The organism is Mesorhizobium sp. B2-4-13 (assembly GCF_006658535.1).
In the GTDB taxonomy this organism is placed as follows: Bacteria; Pseudomonadota; Alphaproteobacteria; order Rhizobiales; family Rhizobiaceae; genus Mesorhizobium; species Mesorhizobium australicum.
Genome location: NZ_VFVB01000004.1, coordinates 517,448 through 534,608, shown reverse-complemented (window position 1 = coordinate 534,608; position 17,161 = coordinate 517,448). Strand labels below are relative to the sequence as shown.

The window sequence follows — 17,161 nt, the reverse complement described above, 5'->3', positions numbered from 1 at the left end:
TCAGCGCTCCGCGTCGTAATTGGTCATCACGGTGTAGAACACCCATGACAACAACAGGATGATGAGGAAGTAGACCAGCGACATGGCGGCCGCCGGGCCAAGGTCGAACTGGCCGAGCGCCGTCTTGACGAGGTCGATCGACAGGAAGGTCGTCGAGTTGCCCGGCCCGCCGCCGGTGACGACGAACGGTTCGGTGTAGATCATGAAACTGTCCATGAAGCGCAGCAGCACGGCGATCAAAAGCACGCGCTGCATCTTCGGCAGCTGGATGTAGCGGAATACCGCCCAGCGCGAGGCCCCGTCGATCTTTGCTGCCTGGTAGAAGGCATCGGGGATCGAGACCAGCCCGGCGTAGCAGAGCAGCACGACAAGGCTTGTCCAGTGCCAGACATCCATGACGATGATCGTCACCCAGGCATCGAACGGATCCTGCACGTAATTGTAGTCGATGCCGAGCGCGTTGAGGTAATAGCCCAACAGCCCGATGTCGTTGCGTCCGAACACTTGCCAGATGGTGCCGACGACATTCCACGGGATCAGCAGTGGCAGCGACATCAGCACCAGGCAGACCGGCACGCCCCAGCCCTTCTTCGGCATGTTGAGCGCGATGAAGATGCCGAGCGGCACCTCGATCGCCAGGATGATAAAGGAAAAGATCAGGTTGCGAACCATCGCTTCCCAGAAGCGGCTGGATGAAAGCAGTTCCTCGAACCATTCGGTGCCGGCCCAGGTGAAGACATTGTTGCCGAACGTGTCCTGCACCGAATAGTTGACCACCGTCATCAGCGGTATGACGGCGGTGAAGGCCACCAGCACCAGCACCGGCAGCACGAGGAACCAGGCCTTGTTGTTCCAGGTCTTGTCCATCTATGCCCCCATCTCGACACGCCAGGAATCGGCATAGATGTTGATGCCGGCCGGATCGAACCGCACCTTCGGTTCGGCTGGCACGGTCTCGTCCTCACCGATGACGGCAGCGATGTCCCTGCCTTCCAGCTTGGCGCGAACCACCTTGTGGCGGCCGACATCCTCGACCTTGGTGATCGAGACGGCCATGCCGTCCGGGCCGAGCCGCACATATTCGGGGCGAATGCCGAGTTCGACGGCGCCGCCGGCGGCTTTGGGCGCGCCCGGCAGTTCGATACGCTGCGAGCCGAGCGTCGCCGTCTTGCCTTCGATCGCCACAGGCATGACGTTCATGCCCGGCGAACCGATGAAATAACCGACAAAGGTATGGCGCGGCCGCTCGAACAGTTCGGCCGGCGTGCCGATCTGCACGATGCCGCCATCATACATGACGACGACCTGGTCAGCGAAGGTCAGCGCCTCGGTCTGGTCGTGGGTGACATACACCATCGTGTAGCCGAAGCGGCGATGAAGCTGTTTCAATTGCGAGCGCAGCACCCACTTCATATGCGGGTCGATGACGGTCAGCGGCTCGTCGAACAGGATGGCGTTGACGTCCGAGCGCACCAGGCCGCGGCCGAGCGAGATCTTCTGCTTCTGGTCGGCGGTCAGGCCCCTGGCCTTCTTCTTGGCCCAGGACGCCAGGTCGATCATCTCCAGCGTCTCGCGCACCTTGCGGTCGACGTCTGCCTCCGGCACGCCGCGATTGCGCAGCGGGAAGGCCAGATTGTCATAGACAGTCATGGTGTCGTAGATGACCGGGAACTGGAACACCTGCGCGATATTGCGCTCCTGCGTCGACAGGGTGGTCACGTCCCTGCCGTTGAACAGCAACTGGCCATGCGAGGGATGCAGCAGCCCCGATATGATGTTGAGCAGCGTGGTCTTGCCACAGCCGGACGGCCCGAGCAGCGCGTAGGCACCACCATCCTCGAAAGTGTGATGCACTTCGCGCAGCGCGAAATCGGCATCCTTGCGCGGGTTCGGTAGATAGGAATGCCTGACATGGTTGACGTCGATGCGCGCCATATCGTCCTCCTCAAGCCGCCAGCTTCGGCGCGGTCACGGCGCGGCCGTGCTCGTCGAAGACCATGATGTGACGTGGATCGATGAACACTTCGACCACCGCGTCTGTCTCGAAATCCCTGATGCCATGGGTCAACATCACCCAGCGCACATCGGCAAAGTCGAGATGGATGAAGCTTTCGGACCCGGTGATTTCCGTGATGGTGACTTTCGCCCGCACCGGCACCGCGGAGGCATTGGGCCGGTCGAGCGAAAGATGGTGCGGCTGGAAGCCGACCGTATAGTTCGCATCGGCGATGTCGACGAGATCAGCGGGCACCGGCAGCTTGACGCCGCCCTCCAGCAGAAAATCCGCCCCCTTCTTGGCCAGCACGATGGTGTTGAGCGGCGGATCGGCGAAGGTCCTCGCCGTCACCAGGTCGACCGGTTTGCGGAACACGTCGATGGTCGGCCCAAACTGGGTGATGCGGCCTTCCGACAGCGTTGCTGTATTGCCGCCGAGCAGCAGGGCCTCATGTGGCTCGGTGGTGGCATAGACGAAGATGGTACCGGCGGCCGCGAATATCCTCGGCAGTTCGGCTCGCAATTCCTCGCGCAATTTGTAGTCGAGATTTGCAAGCGGTTCGTCGAGCAGCACAAGGCTGGCATTCTTGACGATGGCGCGCGCCAGCGCGGTGCGCTGCTGCTGCCCGCCCGACAGACTGAGCGGCGTGCGGTCGAGATAGGGGGTCAGTTTGAGGAGTGCCGCTGCTTCGCGCACCTGGCTGTCGATCTTGCCCTGCTCGACGCCGGCCACCTTGAGGGGTGAGGCGATGTTGTCATAGACGGTCATCGCCGGATAATTGATGAACTGCTGGTAGACCATGGCGATCTTGCGCTTCTGCACAGGCGTGCCAGTGACATTCCGGCCGTCGAACCAGACCGAGCCGGAGGTCGGCACATCGAGGCCGGCCATCAGCCGCATCAGGCTGGTCTTGCCTGAAAGTGTGGGCCCGAGCAAAACGTTGAGCGAGCCGTGCTGAAGCGTCAGCGACACGTCGCGGATGTGCTCGACCGCACCGACCGTCTTGGTGACGTTCCTCAGTTCCAGCATGACGCCTCCTCCCAGGCTTTCCGCATCAGCTCAAACCTCTTCATTCGGCGGCCGCGACGTGCTGCCGGCTTATGCCGCGCATGAATTCATCGAGTGCCGCGACCTGCTCGCGGTTAAGATGCAGGCCGCGCTTGGTTCGCCGCCACAGCACGTCTTCCGCCGTGACAGCCCATTCGTTTTCAACGAGATAGCGCACCTCGGCTTCGTGGAGATCGCCACCGAAATTGCGGCCGAGATCGGCAATCGACTTGGCCAAGCCGAGCAGCACCTGTACACGCGTCCCGTAGAGCCTCGTCAGCCGGCGCGCCAAGCGCTGGTCGAGGAAAGGATAGGCGCTTTTCAGCTTCGCCACCTGCGCATCGAAACCCGTGGCCGGAAAATCGCCGCCTGGCAGCGGCGCATCTGATGTCCACGGCTTGCCGCGCTTGCCGAGAAACCCTTCGATCTTCTCCAGCATCGATTCCGACAGCCGGCGGTAGGTGGTGATCTTGCCGCCAAATGCGTTGACCAGCGGCGCGGCGCCGTCGCCGCCATCCGCCTTCAGCACATAGTCACGTGTCGCTTCCTGCGCCTTGGAGGCGCCGTCATCGTAGAGCGGGCGCACGGCCGAATAGGTCCAGACGATGTCGGAACGCTTGACGGGAACCGCGAAATACTCGCTCGCCGCGGCACAGAGATAGTCGATCTCGGTGTCGCTGATCTTCACATCATGTGGGTCGCCGGGATAATCCTGGTCGGTGGTGCCGATCAGCGTGAACTCGTCCTCGTAGGGGATGGCGAAGATGATGCGACCATCCCTGTTCTGGAAGAAATAGGCGCGCGGGTCGTCGAACTTCTTGGCGATGACGATGTGGCTGCCCTGGACGAGGCGGACATTGTGCACGTCGTTGAGGCCGACGACGCCGGACAGCACGTGGTCGACCCAAGGACCCGCCGCATTGACCAGCAGCCGTGCCTTGACCTCTTCGGTCTCGCCGGTCCGCAGGTCCTCGATCTTTATCGCCCAGATTCCGCCCTCGCGGCGCGCTCCGACCACTTTGGTGCGAGTTCGGATCGTTGCGCCCCGGTCAGCGGCGTCACGAGCATTCAGCGCCACCAGCCGCGCATCGTTGACCCAGCCATCCGAATATTCGAAAGCCTTTTTGAACAGTGGCTTCAAAGGCTTGCCCGCCGGGTCGCTTGCCATGTCGAGCGTCCTGGTCGCTGGCAGCAACTTGCGCCCGCCGATGTGGTCGTAAAGGAAAAGGCCGAGCCGGATCAGCCAGGCCGGGCGCAGGCCCTTGGCATAGGGCAGCACGAAGCGCATCGGCCAGATGATGTGCGGAGCGTTCTTCCACAGAACCTCGCGCTCCATCAGCGCCTCGCGCACCAGGCGGAATTCATAGAATTCGAGATAACGCAGCCCGCCATGGATCAGCTTGGTCGAACCGGACGAGGTTCCGCTGGCGAGATCGTTCATTTCGGCGAGAAAGACCGAGAACCCGCGTCCGACGGCATCGCGGGCGATGCCGCAGCCGTTGATGCCGCCACCTATGACGAAAATGTCCCGGACTGAAGATGTGTCCACCTAGCTCCTCCACGATTTCGCATTGCACCATTTTTGCTCTTTTGCGAAACCGTGGCGGAATTATTTCGAACTCATAACGAATGTCAAACGAAATATCACACGCCTGTGAGAAGATCGTGAATTGCGTCAGCCAAGCGACGTCTCGATGAGCTGAACCTCGGCCTCCTGGCAGATCTTGCGCACGGACGGGATGTCGCAGCGATCGGTGATGAAGGTGTTGACCTGCGACAGATGGCCGATACGCACAGGCGCCGTGCGTTCGAACTTGGTCTGGTCGGAAACCAGGATGACGTGCCTGGCGTTGGCGATGATCGCTTGCGCCACCTTCACCTCGCGGAAATCGAAATCGAGCAGCGCGCCATCATGATCGATAGCCGAGGCGCCGATGACAGCGTAGTCGACCTTGAACTGCCTGATGAAATCGACCGCCGCCTCGCCGACAACACCCCCGTCGGAGCCGCGCACCACGCCGCCCGCAATCACCACCTCGATCGAGGGATAGATGCGCATCCTGTTGGCAACATTGATGTTATTGGTGATGACCATCAGGCCGTCATGATCGAGCAGTGCCTTGCTGACCGCCTCCGTCGTGGTGCCGATGTTGATGAACAGCGAGGCGTTGTCGGGAATCAATCTGGCCGCCGCGCGGCCTATCGCTTCCTTCTCGTCGGCCGCGATCTTGCGCCTGGCTTCATACTCCATGTTCTCGATACCGGACGGGAACAAGGCGCCGCCATGGACTCGCGAAAGCAGCCGCTGGTCGCACAAATCGTTGAGGTCCTTGCGTATGGTCTGCGGCGTCACGTTGAAATGCGTGGCCAGGTCATCAACCAGCACGCGGCCGTTGTCCTTGGCCATCTGGATGATCTCGGCATGGCGCGGCGACAGATACATAAGGCAAGCTCCCGTTTTCGTTTTTCTTGCTTATAATAGAAAACGAAACCGATGAAAAGGTGCAAGCCGGCTAACGAAATCTGATGATTGTACGGGTGAACCTCGGTGCCACCTTCATCCAGCCTTTTCAGGCCGTGGCACGCGCAATTTCGGTAATGGCGGTGAAAGCGGCATCGACGTCTCCCGCCGTCGCGTCGAACTGGCCGACCTGGAAGCGGATCGCCACCTTTCCATCGACCTTCGTTTGCGTCAGGTAGATGCGGCCATCGTCGTTGATCGCATTGACGAGCCGCAGATTGTGCTCGTCGGCATCGGCGCCCGAGGCAGCCTTGTGCCGGAACGAAAACAGCGACAGCATCGGCTCGGTGACGATCTCGAAATCCACCTCCCTTGCCAGCCGAGCGGCAAGGCCCTCGCTCCAGGCGACATGGTTGCGGATCATGGTTCGCAGGTTTTCCAGTCCATGCGCGCGCAGCAGAAACCAAAGCTTCAGCGCCCGGAAGCGCCGACCAAGCGGCACCGACCATTCGGAATAGTTGATGATGCCGTCGCGGCCATGTGTCTTAAGGAATTCGGGCTTGATGGCCAGCGTGCGAACGAGGTCCTCGGGCTGGCGAATGAACTGCATCGAGCAGTCGAATTGCGCGCCCAGCCATTTGTGGGGGTTGAAGACGATGGAATCCGCCAGCTCGGCGCCGGCCCAGAAATGCCGGTACTCCGGGCAGATCATCGCCGACCCGGCCCAGGCGGCATCGACATGCAGGTAGAGCCCATGCCGACCGGCGACTGCCGCAATTGCTGCAATATCGTCCGTGCCCCCGGTGCTGGTGCCGCCGACGCTGGCGATGATGCCGGCGGGCAACATGCCGGCCGCGCGGTCGGCGACGATTGCCGCGTCGAGTGCGGCTGCGTCCATGGCGCGAAAACGGCCGGCGACAGGAATGCGCACGAGATTGTCCTCGCCTATGCCTGACACCCAGATCGCCCGATCGATCGAAGTGTGCACCTGGTCGGAGGAATAGATGCGCAACCGCCCCTGCCCGGCCAATCCTTTTTTGTTGCCTTGCCAGTCCAGCGCCCGCTCGCGCATGGTCAACACCGCGTTGAGTGTCGCCGACGAGGCCGAATCCTGGATAACGCCGGAGAATCCTTCCGGCAGGCCGAGCGCCTGGCGCATCCAGTCGACGGTCCGCATTTCAAGCTCGGTCGCCGCCGGCGAGGTCTGCCAGAGCATGCATTGCGCGGCCATCGCCGACACCAGATATTCAGCCACCACCGAGGCCGGCGCCGCGTTGGCCGGGAAATAGGCGAAGAAGCGCGGGTGCTGCCAATGCGTCATCCCCGGCACGATCTTCTCTTGGAAATCGGCGAAAATCCTGTCCATCGACTCCGCGTCTTCGGGCGGAGACGCCTCGATGCTCCTGAAAATATCGCCCGGCTCGATCAGCGGCCGCACCGGCCGCTCACGCAAATTGTTGCGATAGTCGGCGCCCCAATCGGCGGCGCGTTGCGACCATTGCCGGAAATCATCATTGTTCATCTTGTCCTCCCGACAGGATCATTCGCTGCCGGTGATAGCCGCCGGCCCCTCAAGATCGGATATTAGTCGCCATGTGAAATATTTGAAGCCGCCGACGGGCGGCGAGATATTCGGACTAGCCAGGAAAATCCGGCAGGCTGGCGAAGGCCGTCTTCAGAGCATTCGACCATCCATCGGAGATCGTGCGGTAATACTGGTCGTCCTGGCCGATCCGCTTTTTAAGGCCGACCTGAAAGGCGTCCTGCTCCAGGAAAAGCAGGTCGAGCGGCAGGCCGACCGACAGGTTCGACTTCAGCGTCGAATCGAACGACACCAGAAGCAGTTTCACCGTCTCGGCCAGGCTCATCGTCTTTTCGTAGGCGCGAATGATGATCGGCTTGCCGTACTTGGTCTCTCCGATCTGGAAGAACGGCGTGTCCTCGGTCGACTCGATGAAATTGCCTTCGGGGTAGATCATGAACAGGCGTGGCGGGCTGCCCTTGATCTGCCCGCCGAGGATGAAGGAGGCATTGAAATAGGAATCGGCCTTCTCGCCCGCGGGCGACGATTGCGCGATCACTTCCTTCACCGTGTCGCCGAGCAGCCGCACCGTCTGGTACATGGATGGCGTCTCGAGCAGCTTCTCATGGCGGTCGGTCACCGCCTTGGTGCGCTCGTCGAGCAGGCTGACCACGGCCTGTGTCGTCGCCAGGTTGCCAGCCGACATCAGCACGATGACGCGCTCGCCCGGCTGTTCCCAGACATGCATCTTCTTGAAGGTCGAGATCGAATCCATACCGGCGTTGGTACGCGTGTCCGACATGAACACGAGCCCGCGATCGATCTTGAGGCCGACGCAATAGGTCATGGAATCTCTTAAAGGCGGTAATCCCTGGGGGATTACTGCTCTACCGTGACGGTGACCGCAAGCAGTTCTTCCGCTTGTCCCAGTCGAATTCCCGACACAGGCGAAGCGTCACGGTAGTCGCGGCCGGTGGCCACCTTCACATAGCGTTCGTCGGGAGAAATACCGTTGGCGGGATCGAAGGCAACCCAGCCGAGGCCCGCGACATGCGCTTCTGCCCAGGCGTGGCTTGCTGCCTGCTCCACTGCATCCATCATCAGATAGCCGCTGACATAACGGGCCGGAAATCCCATGGCGCGCGCCGCGGCGGCAAAGATGTGGCTATGGTCCTGGCAGACTCCGGTTTTCAGTACCAAAGCTTCCTCGGCCGAGGTCGTCGCATTGGTTGTCCCCGGCGTGTAGGCGACGCGCTCACCAATGGCGGCCATCAGCCGGTGCAGCCTGTCAAGGTCGGTGCCCTTGCCGACCGCCTCGGTAAGATCACGGATGCCGCCGCCTATCATGGTCAAAGCGGTCTCCTGCGCGAACAACCAGAGTGGCGCGAAGCCTTGATGAGGCCCGCAAACACCCGATGTATCGCGCGTCACCACCTCGCCCAATGCTTCGACTGTAATGAAGTCGTGGTCACCCTCGACGCTCAACAGCCTGTTGTCGTTGCCGTAATGGTCGGTAAATCGCACTTCCTCGCGCGCACCCTCGACCTTCAGCGCCCAGGACAGCACGGTCTGAGTCGGCCCGCTCACGGGAAGCAGCCGCAGCCTCTGGAGCAAATACTGCACCGGTGCGTCGTAGCGGTATTCGGTCCGGTGCGTGATTTTCAGCCGCATGGCCATCTTCCGTTCGCGTGCATGATCTCTAGCGAAAACCGATATCCACGTCCCGGCATCATGCTCAATAAAACCTGTAGTCCTGCGCGATCTCGTCGCCGAGCCTTGTGTTGTCGCGAATGAACCCGGCCAGGAACTCGTGCAGCCCGGCGTCGAATATGTCCTTGATCGATCCTGCTTGCAGCATTGTCTGCGTGTTTTGCGCCGTCGCATGGCAGGCATGGCGCTCGCCATAGTCGTCGCCCAGGAACTTCAGATGCTCTGCCAGGAAGCGATAGCAGAAGGTCAGCGATCGCGGCATGCGGACGTTGAGGATCAGGTAGTCGGCGATGTTGGTCGGCTTATAGTCGGCATCATAAACCCAGCGATACGAGCGATGCGCCGACACCGAGCGCAGGATCGATTCCCACTGATAGTTGTCGAGCGTCGAGCCGACCCAGGAGATCGACGGCAACAGCACGTAGTATTTCACGTCGAGGATGCGCGCGGTGTTGTCGGCGCGCTCGACATAGGTGCCGAGCTGCGAGAAATCGAAGATCTCGTTGCGCAGCATGGTGCCGTAAAACGAGCCGCGGATCAGCGCGGTCTCGCGCTTGATCGCGTCGAGCACGTTGGGCAGGTCGCGCTCGTCGATCGGCCTCGCCAGCATCCGTTTCAGCGCCATCCAGGCTTCGTTGATGCTCTCCCATGTCTCGCGCGTCAGCGCGGTGCGCACCATGCGCGCATTGTTGCGGGCGGTCTCGATCGACGACATCGTGCTCGATGGGTTCGACGTGTCGCGCAAGAGGAAATCAGAGACATTGGCGGCCGTATAGTCCGGGTATTTCTGCTTGAAGGTGACGTCGGAGCCGGCGCTGAGCAGCACCGAATTCCACTCCTCCGACGCGCTCTGGGTGCGAGTGAGCGCCATGCGCAGCCCGGCGTCGACCAGCCGCGCCATGTTTTCTGCCCGCTCGATATAGCGGTTCATCCAGTAGAGCCCGTTGGCGGTGCGGCCGAGAAGCATGGGAAGGCCCTTCGGGCTAGTGAGTAGGGATTAGTGAATAGTCAGTAGTAAATAGTTGAATCCATATGAGATATGACATGCGCTTTCCCTCTGTAGCTGACTACTCACTACTCACTACTCACTAATCGCTAATCCCTACCGGCTCAGCTCAATCATCCAGCACCCAGGTATCTTTCGTCCCGCCGCCCTGGGAGGAGTTCACCACCAGTGAGCCTTCCTTCAGCGCCACCCGCGTCAGCCCGCCGGGCACGATCTGGATGCGATCCGAGACCAGGACGTAGGGCCTGAGATCGACGTGGCGCGGCGCCAGCCCCTTTTCCGTCAGGATCGGACAGGTCGAGAGCGCGAGCGTCGGCTGGGCGATGTAATTAGACGGTTTGGCCTGCAGCTTCTTGGCGAAATCCTGACATTCCTTCTTGGTCGCCGCTGGGCCGACCAGCATGCCGTAGCCGCCGGAACCATGCACTTCCTTGATCACCAGTTCGTGGATGTGCTCGAGCACATATTTCAGGCTGTCCGGCTCCGAACAGCGCCAGGTCGGGATGTTGCCGAGGATCGCCTTGCGGCCGGTGTAGAATTCGACGATCTCCGGCATATAGGAATAGATCGCCTTGTCGTCGGCGATACCCGTGCCAGGCGCATTGGCGATGGTGATATTGCCGGCGCGATAGACATCCATGATGCCGGGTATGCCAAGCGCTGAATCCGGCCTGAAGGTCAGCGGATCGAGGAAGGAATCATCGACGCGGCGGTAAAGCACGTCGATCTGCTTGTAGCCTTCGGTGGTGCGCATCGCGACATGGCCGTCGACGACTCGCAGGTCCTGGCCCTCCACAAGCTGCACACCCATCTGGTCGGCAAGGAAAGCGTGTTCGAAATAGGCGGAATTGAAACTGCCCGGCGTCAGCACCGCGATGGTCGGGGCACCCTCGGTGTTCTGCGGCCGCACGGCCGCCAGCGACTGGCGCAGCAGCTGCGGGTAGTTCTCCACTGGCCGCACCTTGATCTTCTGGAACAACTCGGGGAACAGCTGCATCATCGTTTCGCGGTTCTCCAGCATGTAGGAGACACCGGACGGCGTGCGCGCATTGTCTTCCAGAACGTAGAACTCGTCCTCGCTGATGCGAACGATGTCGACGCCGATAATGTGGGTATAGACGCCGGCCGGCGGCCGCACGCCGATCATCTCCGGCAGGAAGGCTTCGTTCCTGGCGATCAGATCCCTTTGGACGCGGCCGGCGCGCAGGATTTCTTGGCGATGGTAGATGTCGTCGAGGAAGGCGTTCAGCGCCTGGACGCGCTGCTCGATGCCCTGCGTCAGGCGCCGCCACTCATTGCCTGAAATGATGCGAGGGACGATGTCGAACGGGATCAGCCGTTCGGAGGCTTCCTGTTCGCCGTAGACGGCGAAGGTAATGCCAGTCTTGCGAAAGACGCGTTCGGCGTCCTGCATCTTCTCGGTAAGCCTGGCTGGATCCTGCTCCTTCAGCCAGCGATCGTAAGCCGAATACGGTCTTCTCAATCCGGAGACTTCCGGAAGCATTTCATCGAACGCTGCCAATCGCATACTCCCCTGTGAAGCCATTTCACTGGCGTCGTGGGAGAAAATCAAGCGCAATCGGTGATTTGGGGGAAGCGGACGATCAGTATGTTGCGGCTGCCTAAAATTAAGGCAGCCCAAATACGAGCTTGATCAGCCTTTGCCTCGTGCCCGGGCAACCGCCTCGCACTGCTAGAAGGCGCGGAAGGTGACGACGGTGAACGTGTCCTTGATGCCGGGGAGAATCTGCACCTTCTCGTTGACGAAATGGCCGACGTCTTCTTCGTCGTCGACATAGAATTTGGCGAGCAGATCGTAGTTGCCGGCGGTGGAGTAGATTTCCGAGGCGATCTCGGCGTCGGCAAGCGCGCTGGCAACCTCATAGGATTTGCCCAGCTCGCATTTGATCTGCACGAAAAACGCCTTCATGGCTTCGTCCCGCTAAACTTCCAGGTCCAAGCGGCCCTTCTGGCAGACTGGAGGCAGCCTTTCAAGCACTGGAATGCGCGCTTAGCCGGCGCGGGGTCCCGGCCACCGCCTCGCGCGGCTCCGCAACCGGCATGCCGTGCTTGCAGAGCCTGCCACCGATCACCAGCGCGGGCATGCCCTGCAATATCGTTCGTGCATGGCTTCTGCACCGAGGCGCGACGAATATTGGCGGCCGCTGAAACCGTGAGGCGCCCTGGCACGTATGTTAGGATGTCTCCCGGAACTTCTGGAGGCGGTTCGAGGACGGTGGAGACAAGCCATGCGCCGCGCTTTTTCGCATTCGCGTTCGTTTCGCTCATGCTGGCTTTCCAGGCGTTTGCCGGAGATGCCAAGATCAAGGCTGGTCAGGCCGTCATCGACAGTCAGTTGAAGGCCCTCATCGCCGATGACGGCGCCAAGGCGTACAGCTTTGCCGCCCCAAACGTGAAGCAGATATTCCCGACCGTCGATGCCTTCATGAATATGGTGACCAATGGCTACCCGCCTGTGCGCAAACCCCAGTCCTACGCTTTCGGCAAGGTCGAGCAGACTGGTCCCGGTTCTATCGTCCAGCAGGTACTGATCGTCGGCCCGGACGGCAAGGATTATGAGGCGGTCTACACGCTGCAGCAGCAGCCTGACGGCACATTCCAGATCACCGGCTGCAGCCTGCGGGCGTCGAACTCGCTCAGCACCTGAACGGGTCTACAGCGCCGGGATATCGCCCCTCGCCCAGCCTTCGCTGATCCCCGCCCCGCGCGTCTCGAAGGTGCCGGTTTCGATCGCGGCGCGGATGTCCTGCATCAGCTTCTGGTAGTAGGACAGGTTGTTCCAGGTCAGCAGCATCGCGCCGAGCGCCTCCTGCGAGCGCACCAGATGGTGCAGATAGGCACGCGAATAATCCCTGGCTGCCGGGCAGTCGCTCTCTTCATCGAGCGGGCGCGGATCGTCGGCATGGCGGGCGTTGCGCAGGTTGACCTTGCCGCGCCTAGTATAGGCCAGCCCGTGCCGGCCGGCCCGCGTCGGCATCACGCAATCGAACATGTCGATGCCGCGGGCAACCGATTTCAGGATATCGTCCGGGGTTCCCACGCCCATCAGATAGCGTGGCTTGTCGTCTGGCAGTTCGGGACAGGTGACGTCGAGCATGTCGAGCATCACCGCCTGCGGCTCGCCGACGGCCAAGCCGCCGACAGCATAGCCCTTGAGCTCCATCGCGCTCAGCGCCTGTGCCGAGCGAACCCTGAGCGCCGCGTTGTCACCACCCTGCACGATGCCGAACATCGCTTTGCCCGGCTGGTCGCCGAACGCCGTCTTGCAGCGCTCCGCCCAGCGCAGCGACAGTTCCATGGCGCGCTCGATCTCCTTGATCTCGGCCGGCAACGCGGTGCATTCGTCGAGTTGCATCTGGATGTCGGAATCGAGCAGACCTTGAATTTCGATCGAGCGCTCCGGCGACATCTCGTAGGCCGCACCATCGATGTGAGAGCGGAAGGTGACGCCCTTTTCCGTCAGCTTCCTCAGCTTCGACAGCGACATCACCTGAAAACCGCCGCTGTCGGTCAGGATCGGGTGCGGCCAGCGGGCGAATTCGTGCAGACCGCCGAGCCGCGCCACGCGCTCGGCCCCGGGCCGCAACATCAGGTGATAGGTGTTGCCCAGGATGATGTCGGCACCTACGCCGCGCACCTGGTCCATGTACATGGCTTTGACCGTGCCACCGGTGCCGACCGGCATGAAGGCCGGCGTGCGGATTTCGCCGCGCGGCATGTCGATCAGGCCGCGCCGCGCCTTGCCATCGGTCGCCAACACCCTGAAGGTGAAATTCTCAGCCATTGAATTCCTTGTCGAATACCGGCGCATCCGGCGCCTGCTCGTCGAGCGACTGACGGTATTGGATGCAGCCGCGCATGAATTTTGGCCAGGGCGGCACCGCGATTGACGGCTCGGTCCTTTCCGGCAGCAGGTCCCACAGATCGGGGTGATGCCAGCAGAGGTCATGACCTGATGTATCGCGGTGCGCGCGAATGCCGGCGCGCAGCCTTTTCACTTCCGCGATCAGCCTGTCGCGGTCGAAGGTCTGCAGATCATCGTCCATCGTTCTCCTCCCTGAACAAAAGACTGGCGTCTCCATAGGAATAGAACCTGTAACCGCTCTCGATGGCATGCGCATAGGCCGCACGCATCGTGTCGAGGCCACTGAAAGCCGAGACCAGCATGAACAGCGTCGAGCGCGGCAGATGGAAGTTGGTCATCAGCATGTCGGCCGTGCGAAAGCGGTAACCGGGCGTGATGAAGATGTCGGTCGGTCCGGACCATGGCGCCAGCGTGCCGTCCTCACGCGCCGCACTCTCGAGCAGGCGCAGCGAGGTCGTGCCGACGGCAACAATGCGCCCGCCCCTCGCCTTCGCCGCATTGAGCGCATCGGCGGTCGCCTGGCTGACCGAGCCGATCTCGGCATGCATCTTATGGTCCGCGGTATCGTCCGCCTTGACCGGCAGGAACGTACCGGCGCCCACATGCAAGGTGACGAAGCGGCGTTCGACCCCTCTGGCGTCCAGCGCCGCGAAAAGCGCCGGCGTGAAGTGCAGGCCCGCGGTGGGCGCCGCTACCGCGCCTTCTTCCCGGGCATAGATGGTCTGGTAGTCGGCACGATCGCGCTCGTCGTCATCGCGCTTCGAGGCGACGTAGGGCGGTAGTGGAATGTGGCCGACCGCGTGCAGCGCTTCGTCGAGGAAAGGACCGGATAGATCAAAGCCGAGCAGCGCTTCGCCGCCCTCGCCTTTTTCGATCACGGTGGCGTCGAGTTGGCCGAGGAAACAGGAATTGCCGTCATGGCCGAAATGGATGCGGTCGCCGGCGGCAATGCGCTTGCCCGGCCGCATGAAGGCCAGCCAGCGGTCCGGCGCCATGCGCATGTGCAGCGTGGCCTCGACCTGCGACTGTGCTTCGCCGCGCCGCCTGATCCCTTTCAACTGCGCCGGAATGACCTTGGTGTCGTTGAAGACCAGCACGTCGCCGGCACGGAGCAAGAATGGCAGGTCGCCAACCGTCCTGTCCTCCAGCCTCTTGCCTGGCTTGACCACCAGCATCTTGGCGCTGTCGCGCGGTTCTGCCGGGCGAAGCGCGATGCGCTCCTCCGGCAGGTCGAAGTCAAAGAGGTCGACACGCATTGGGACTCAAAACAGCCGAACGAGCAGCGCTCCGGCCAGCAGAAGCACCGCGCCGGCGACGCGGCCGAGCGAGATTTCACGCACGGCGACCCCAAGGAAGCCGACGCGGTCGATGAGCATACCCGCGAGCAGCTGGCCGGCCACCAGGAACGCCATCAGGGCGGCCGCGCCGATGCGCGGCGTCAGGATCGTCGAAAGCGTGACATAGAAGCCGCCAAGCATGCCGCCAGCGACAAACAACCAGGGCGCGGGCGCCTTCCAGTCGAGCGAGATGCCTTGCAGCTTCACCACCGTGACGGAGATGATGCCAAGCACGATCGCGCCCGACAGGAACGAAAACGCTGCCGCCGCGACCGGGAGACCCAAGCCGCGCGCAAGCTGCGAATTGATCGGCGCCTGGATGGCAATGAAGGCGCCGGACAGGATGCCGAGAAGCGACCATACGACGCCCATCATTGTCGTTTGTCCTTACTTGACGTCGGCCGCGACCTTTAGGGACACGATCTTGTCGGGATCCTGCACCGGCTCGCCGCGCTTGATCTTGTCGACATTGTCCATGCCCTCGATGACCTGGCCCCAGACCGTGTACTGGCGGTTGAGGAACGCGGCGTCGTCGAAGCAGATGAAGAACTGCGAATTGGCCGAGTTCGGGTTCTGCGAACGAGCCATCGAGCAGGTGCCGCGGCCGTGGTTCGCGTTGGAGAACTCGGCCTTCAGGTCAGGCTTTTCCGAGCCGCCCATGCCGGCGCGAGACGGCGCGAAGCTGGGCTTGCTGGAATTGCCGAATTTCACGTCGCCGGTCTGCGCCATGAAGCCTTCGATGACGCGGTGGAAGACGACGCCGTCATAGGCGCCTTCACGCGCCAGTTCCTTGATGCGGGCGACATGGCCGGGAGCCAAATCGGGAAACAGTTCGATGACGACCTTGCCCTTGGTCGTTTCCATGATGAGCGCGTTCTCGCGGTCCTTGATCTCAGCCATGTCAGATATCCTTTTGTAAAAATGGAACTATTTGTCGGCGGCGATGCGCACTTTGATCATCCGGTCGGGATCGGTGACCGTGCCATTGTCCGCCTCGTCGCCCTTCTTGATCTTGTCCACCAGGTCCATGCCGCTGACGACATTGCCGACGATCGTATACTGGCCATCGAGCGGCGGCGCCGGTGCGAACATGATGAAGAATTGCGAATTGGCGGAATTCGGATCCTGCGAACGGGCCATGCCGACCACGCCGCGCTTGTAATGCTCGGCCTGCGAGAACTCGGCGGGCAGGTCGGGCAGGTCGGAGCCGCCGGTGCCGACGGCCTGGGCATTGAAGCCCTTGTTCATGTTGCCGAACTTGACGTCGCCGGTCTGCGCCATGAAGCCATCGATGACACGGTGGAATGCGACATTGTCGTAGGCATGGTCACGCACCAGCTTCTTGATCTGCGCGACATGCTTGGGCGCCAGATCGGGGCGCAGCGCGATGGTCACGTCGCCATCTTTCAGCGTGATGATCATCGTGTTTTCCGGATCTGCGGCATAGGCCGAGACCGATGCGGTCACGAGGCCGGCGAGCACAACAAGGAATGAGGCGAGCCTTTTGAGCTGCATGAGGGTTCTCCGAGCTTATTTCGCGAATTTTGCGGTGAGCGCGCCGGCCACGGCCGCCGGCACGAAGGGGCGGATGTCGCCACCCATCGAGGCTATCTGGCGCACAAGTGTGGCGGTAATGGTGCGCACCGACGGGCTGGCGGGCAGGAAAACCGTCTGCAATTCAGGCGCCATGGTTTCGTTCATGCCGGCCATCTGCATTTCGTAGTCGAGATCGGTGCCGTCGCGCAGACCGCGGATCATGATCGAGGCGCCTTCTCTCCTGGCCGCATCGATCACCAGCCCATCGAAGGCGACCACCTTGATGCGGGCGCCGTCACGGCCGAATTCGGCTTTCGCGGCGGCTTCGATCAACTGCACCCGATCCTCGAACGAAAACAGCGGCTTCTTGCCCGGATGAATGCCGATCGCGGCATAAACAATGTCGGCAACCGCCAGCGACGCTTTCAGCACATCGAGATGGCCGTTGGTCAGCGGGTCGAAGGAGCCGGCATAAAGGGCGATGCGTTCGGTCATGGCGGAGCTTCTAGCGAGCCTCTATCACAAAGGCAAATCCGATTGGCAGGCGGCCCATGAACCTTTTCCGGCTCATGAACGACAGATGAACACGCTGATCACGAAGCCTTCACGCAGCGTTCACTAGGCTGCACCCTTAATAAGATGAAACCAAAGTCCCATGTA

General features: G+C 61.7%; 19 protein-coding genes. 1 reads left to right on the top strand and 18 read right to left on the bottom strand.

Annotation, left to right across the window (positions count from 1 at the left end; translation table 11 throughout):
- From FJ936_RS14490 to FJ936_RS14440, 11 genes are all read right to left on the bottom strand, one after another.
- Positions 1 to 867, bottom strand: coding sequence for a sugar ABC transporter permease (locus tag FJ936_RS14490; RefSeq protein WP_015317735.1), 867 nt, complete (start codon positions 865 to 867; stop codon positions 1 to 3).
- Entirely contained in the window at positions 868 to 1,935 is a 1,068-nt protein-coding gene (locus FJ936_RS14485; protein WP_141906703.1) for an ABC transporter ATP-binding protein, read from the bottom strand. It abuts the gene before it with no gap.
- Positions 1,936 to 1,945: 10 nt separating this feature from the next.
- Positions 1,946 to 3,025, bottom strand: coding sequence for an ABC transporter ATP-binding protein (locus tag FJ936_RS14480; RefSeq protein ID WP_140726882.1), 1,080 nt, complete (start codon positions 3,023 to 3,025; stop codon positions 1,946 to 1,948).
- A gap of 40 nt (positions 3,026 to 3,065) precedes the next feature.
- The gene (gene glpD, locus FJ936_RS14475; protein WP_140790185.1) at positions 3,066 to 4,592 is read right to left on the bottom strand and encodes a glycerol-3-phosphate dehydrogenase; all 1,527 of its coding nucleotides are present in this window, start codon (positions 4,590 to 4,592) and stop codon (positions 3,066 to 3,068) included.
- Between the two features lie 126 nt (positions 4,593 to 4,718).
- Positions 4,719 to 5,486 carry a DeoR/GlpR family DNA-binding transcription regulator gene (locus tag FJ936_RS14470; RefSeq protein ID WP_015317731.1) on the bottom strand — a complete coding sequence of 256 codons (768 nt, stop codon included), beginning with the start codon at positions 5,484 to 5,486 and terminating at the stop codon, positions 4,719 to 4,721.
- Between the two features lie 127 nt (positions 5,487 to 5,613).
- Positions 5,614 to 7,026: a pyridoxal-dependent decarboxylase gene (locus FJ936_RS14465; protein WP_140790187.1), complete on the bottom strand. Its 1,413-nt coding sequence runs from the start codon at positions 7,024 to 7,026 to the stop codon at positions 5,614 to 5,616.
- 115 nt (positions 7,027 to 7,141) lie between these two features.
- Positions 7,142 to 7,873 carry a peptidase gene (locus FJ936_RS14460; RefSeq protein WP_023773863.1) on the bottom strand — a complete coding sequence of 244 codons (732 nt, stop codon included), beginning with the start codon at positions 7,871 to 7,873 and terminating at the stop codon, positions 7,142 to 7,144.
- 32 nt (positions 7,874 to 7,905) lie between these two features.
- Entirely contained in the window at positions 7,906 to 8,697 is a 792-nt protein-coding gene (locus FJ936_RS14455; protein ID WP_140664319.1) for a transglutaminase family protein, read from the bottom strand.
- A gap of 64 nt (positions 8,698 to 8,761) precedes the next feature.
- Entirely contained in the window at positions 8,762 to 9,703 is a 942-nt protein-coding gene (locus tag FJ936_RS14450; RefSeq protein WP_140716888.1) for an alpha-E domain-containing protein, read from the bottom strand.
- A 148-nt stretch (positions 9,704 to 9,851) separates the two neighbouring features.
- Entirely contained in the window at positions 9,852 to 11,264 is a 1,413-nt protein-coding gene (locus tag FJ936_RS14445) for a circularly permuted type 2 ATP-grasp protein (protein WP_181763137.1), read from the bottom strand.
- A gap of 171 nt (positions 11,265 to 11,435) precedes the next feature.
- The gene (locus FJ936_RS14440; RefSeq protein WP_010909609.1) at positions 11,436 to 11,672 is read right to left on the bottom strand and encodes an Lrp/AsnC family transcriptional regulator; all 237 of its coding nucleotides are present in this window, start codon (positions 11,670 to 11,672) and stop codon (positions 11,436 to 11,438) included.
- Positions 11,673 to 12,029: 357 nt separating this feature from the next.
- Here FJ936_RS14440 and FJ936_RS14435 point away from each other — a divergent pair, with 357 nt between their 5' ends.
- Positions 12,030 to 12,410 carry a DUF4864 domain-containing protein gene (locus tag FJ936_RS14435; protein WP_141906736.1) on the top strand — a complete coding sequence of 127 codons (381 nt, stop codon included), beginning with the start codon at positions 12,030 to 12,032 and terminating at the stop codon, positions 12,408 to 12,410.
- A 6-nt stretch (positions 12,411 to 12,416) separates the two neighbouring features.
- Here FJ936_RS14435 and tgt read toward each other — a convergent pair whose 3' ends face one another.
- The 7 genes from tgt to coaD are packed head-to-tail and all read right to left on the bottom strand — an operon-like array spanning position 12,417 to position 16,996.
- Complete coding sequence (gene tgt, locus FJ936_RS14430; RefSeq protein ID WP_141906701.1) at positions 12,417 to 13,547, bottom strand: tRNA guanosine(34) transglycosylase Tgt; 1,131 nt, start codon at positions 13,545 to 13,547, stop codon at positions 12,417 to 12,419.
- The gene (locus FJ936_RS14425) at positions 13,540 to 13,809 is read right to left on the bottom strand and encodes a hypothetical protein (protein WP_140616328.1); all 270 of its coding nucleotides are present in this window, start codon (positions 13,807 to 13,809) and stop codon (positions 13,540 to 13,542) included. The genes tgt and FJ936_RS14425 overlap by 8 nt, the downstream gene beginning before the upstream one ends.
- Entirely contained in the window at positions 13,799 to 14,884 is a 1,086-nt protein-coding gene (gene queA, locus FJ936_RS14420) for a tRNA preQ1(34) S-adenosylmethionine ribosyltransferase-isomerase QueA (protein ID WP_141906700.1), read from the bottom strand. Before queA ends, FJ936_RS14425 begins: the two co-directional genes overlap by 11 nt.
- A gap of 6 nt (positions 14,885 to 14,890) precedes the next feature.
- Positions 14,891 to 15,340: a DMT family transporter gene (locus FJ936_RS14415; protein WP_015317721.1), complete on the bottom strand. Its 450-nt coding sequence runs from the start codon at positions 15,338 to 15,340 to the stop codon at positions 14,891 to 14,893.
- Positions 15,341 to 15,352: 12 nt separating this feature from the next.
- Positions 15,353 to 15,865: a peptidylprolyl isomerase gene (locus FJ936_RS14410; protein WP_015317720.1), complete on the bottom strand. Its 513-nt coding sequence runs from the start codon at positions 15,863 to 15,865 to the stop codon at positions 15,353 to 15,355.
- 27 nt (positions 15,866 to 15,892) lie between these two features.
- On the bottom strand, positions 15,893 to 16,480 hold the full coding sequence (locus FJ936_RS14405; protein ID WP_140616324.1) for a peptidylprolyl isomerase: 588 nt from the start codon (positions 16,478 to 16,480) through the stop codon (positions 15,893 to 15,895).
- A 15-nt stretch (positions 16,481 to 16,495) separates the two neighbouring features.
- Entirely contained in the window at positions 16,496 to 16,996 is a 501-nt protein-coding gene (gene coaD / locus FJ936_RS14400) for a pantetheine-phosphate adenylyltransferase (protein WP_015317718.1), read from the bottom strand.
- Positions 16,997 to 17,161 lie beyond the last annotated feature (165 nt).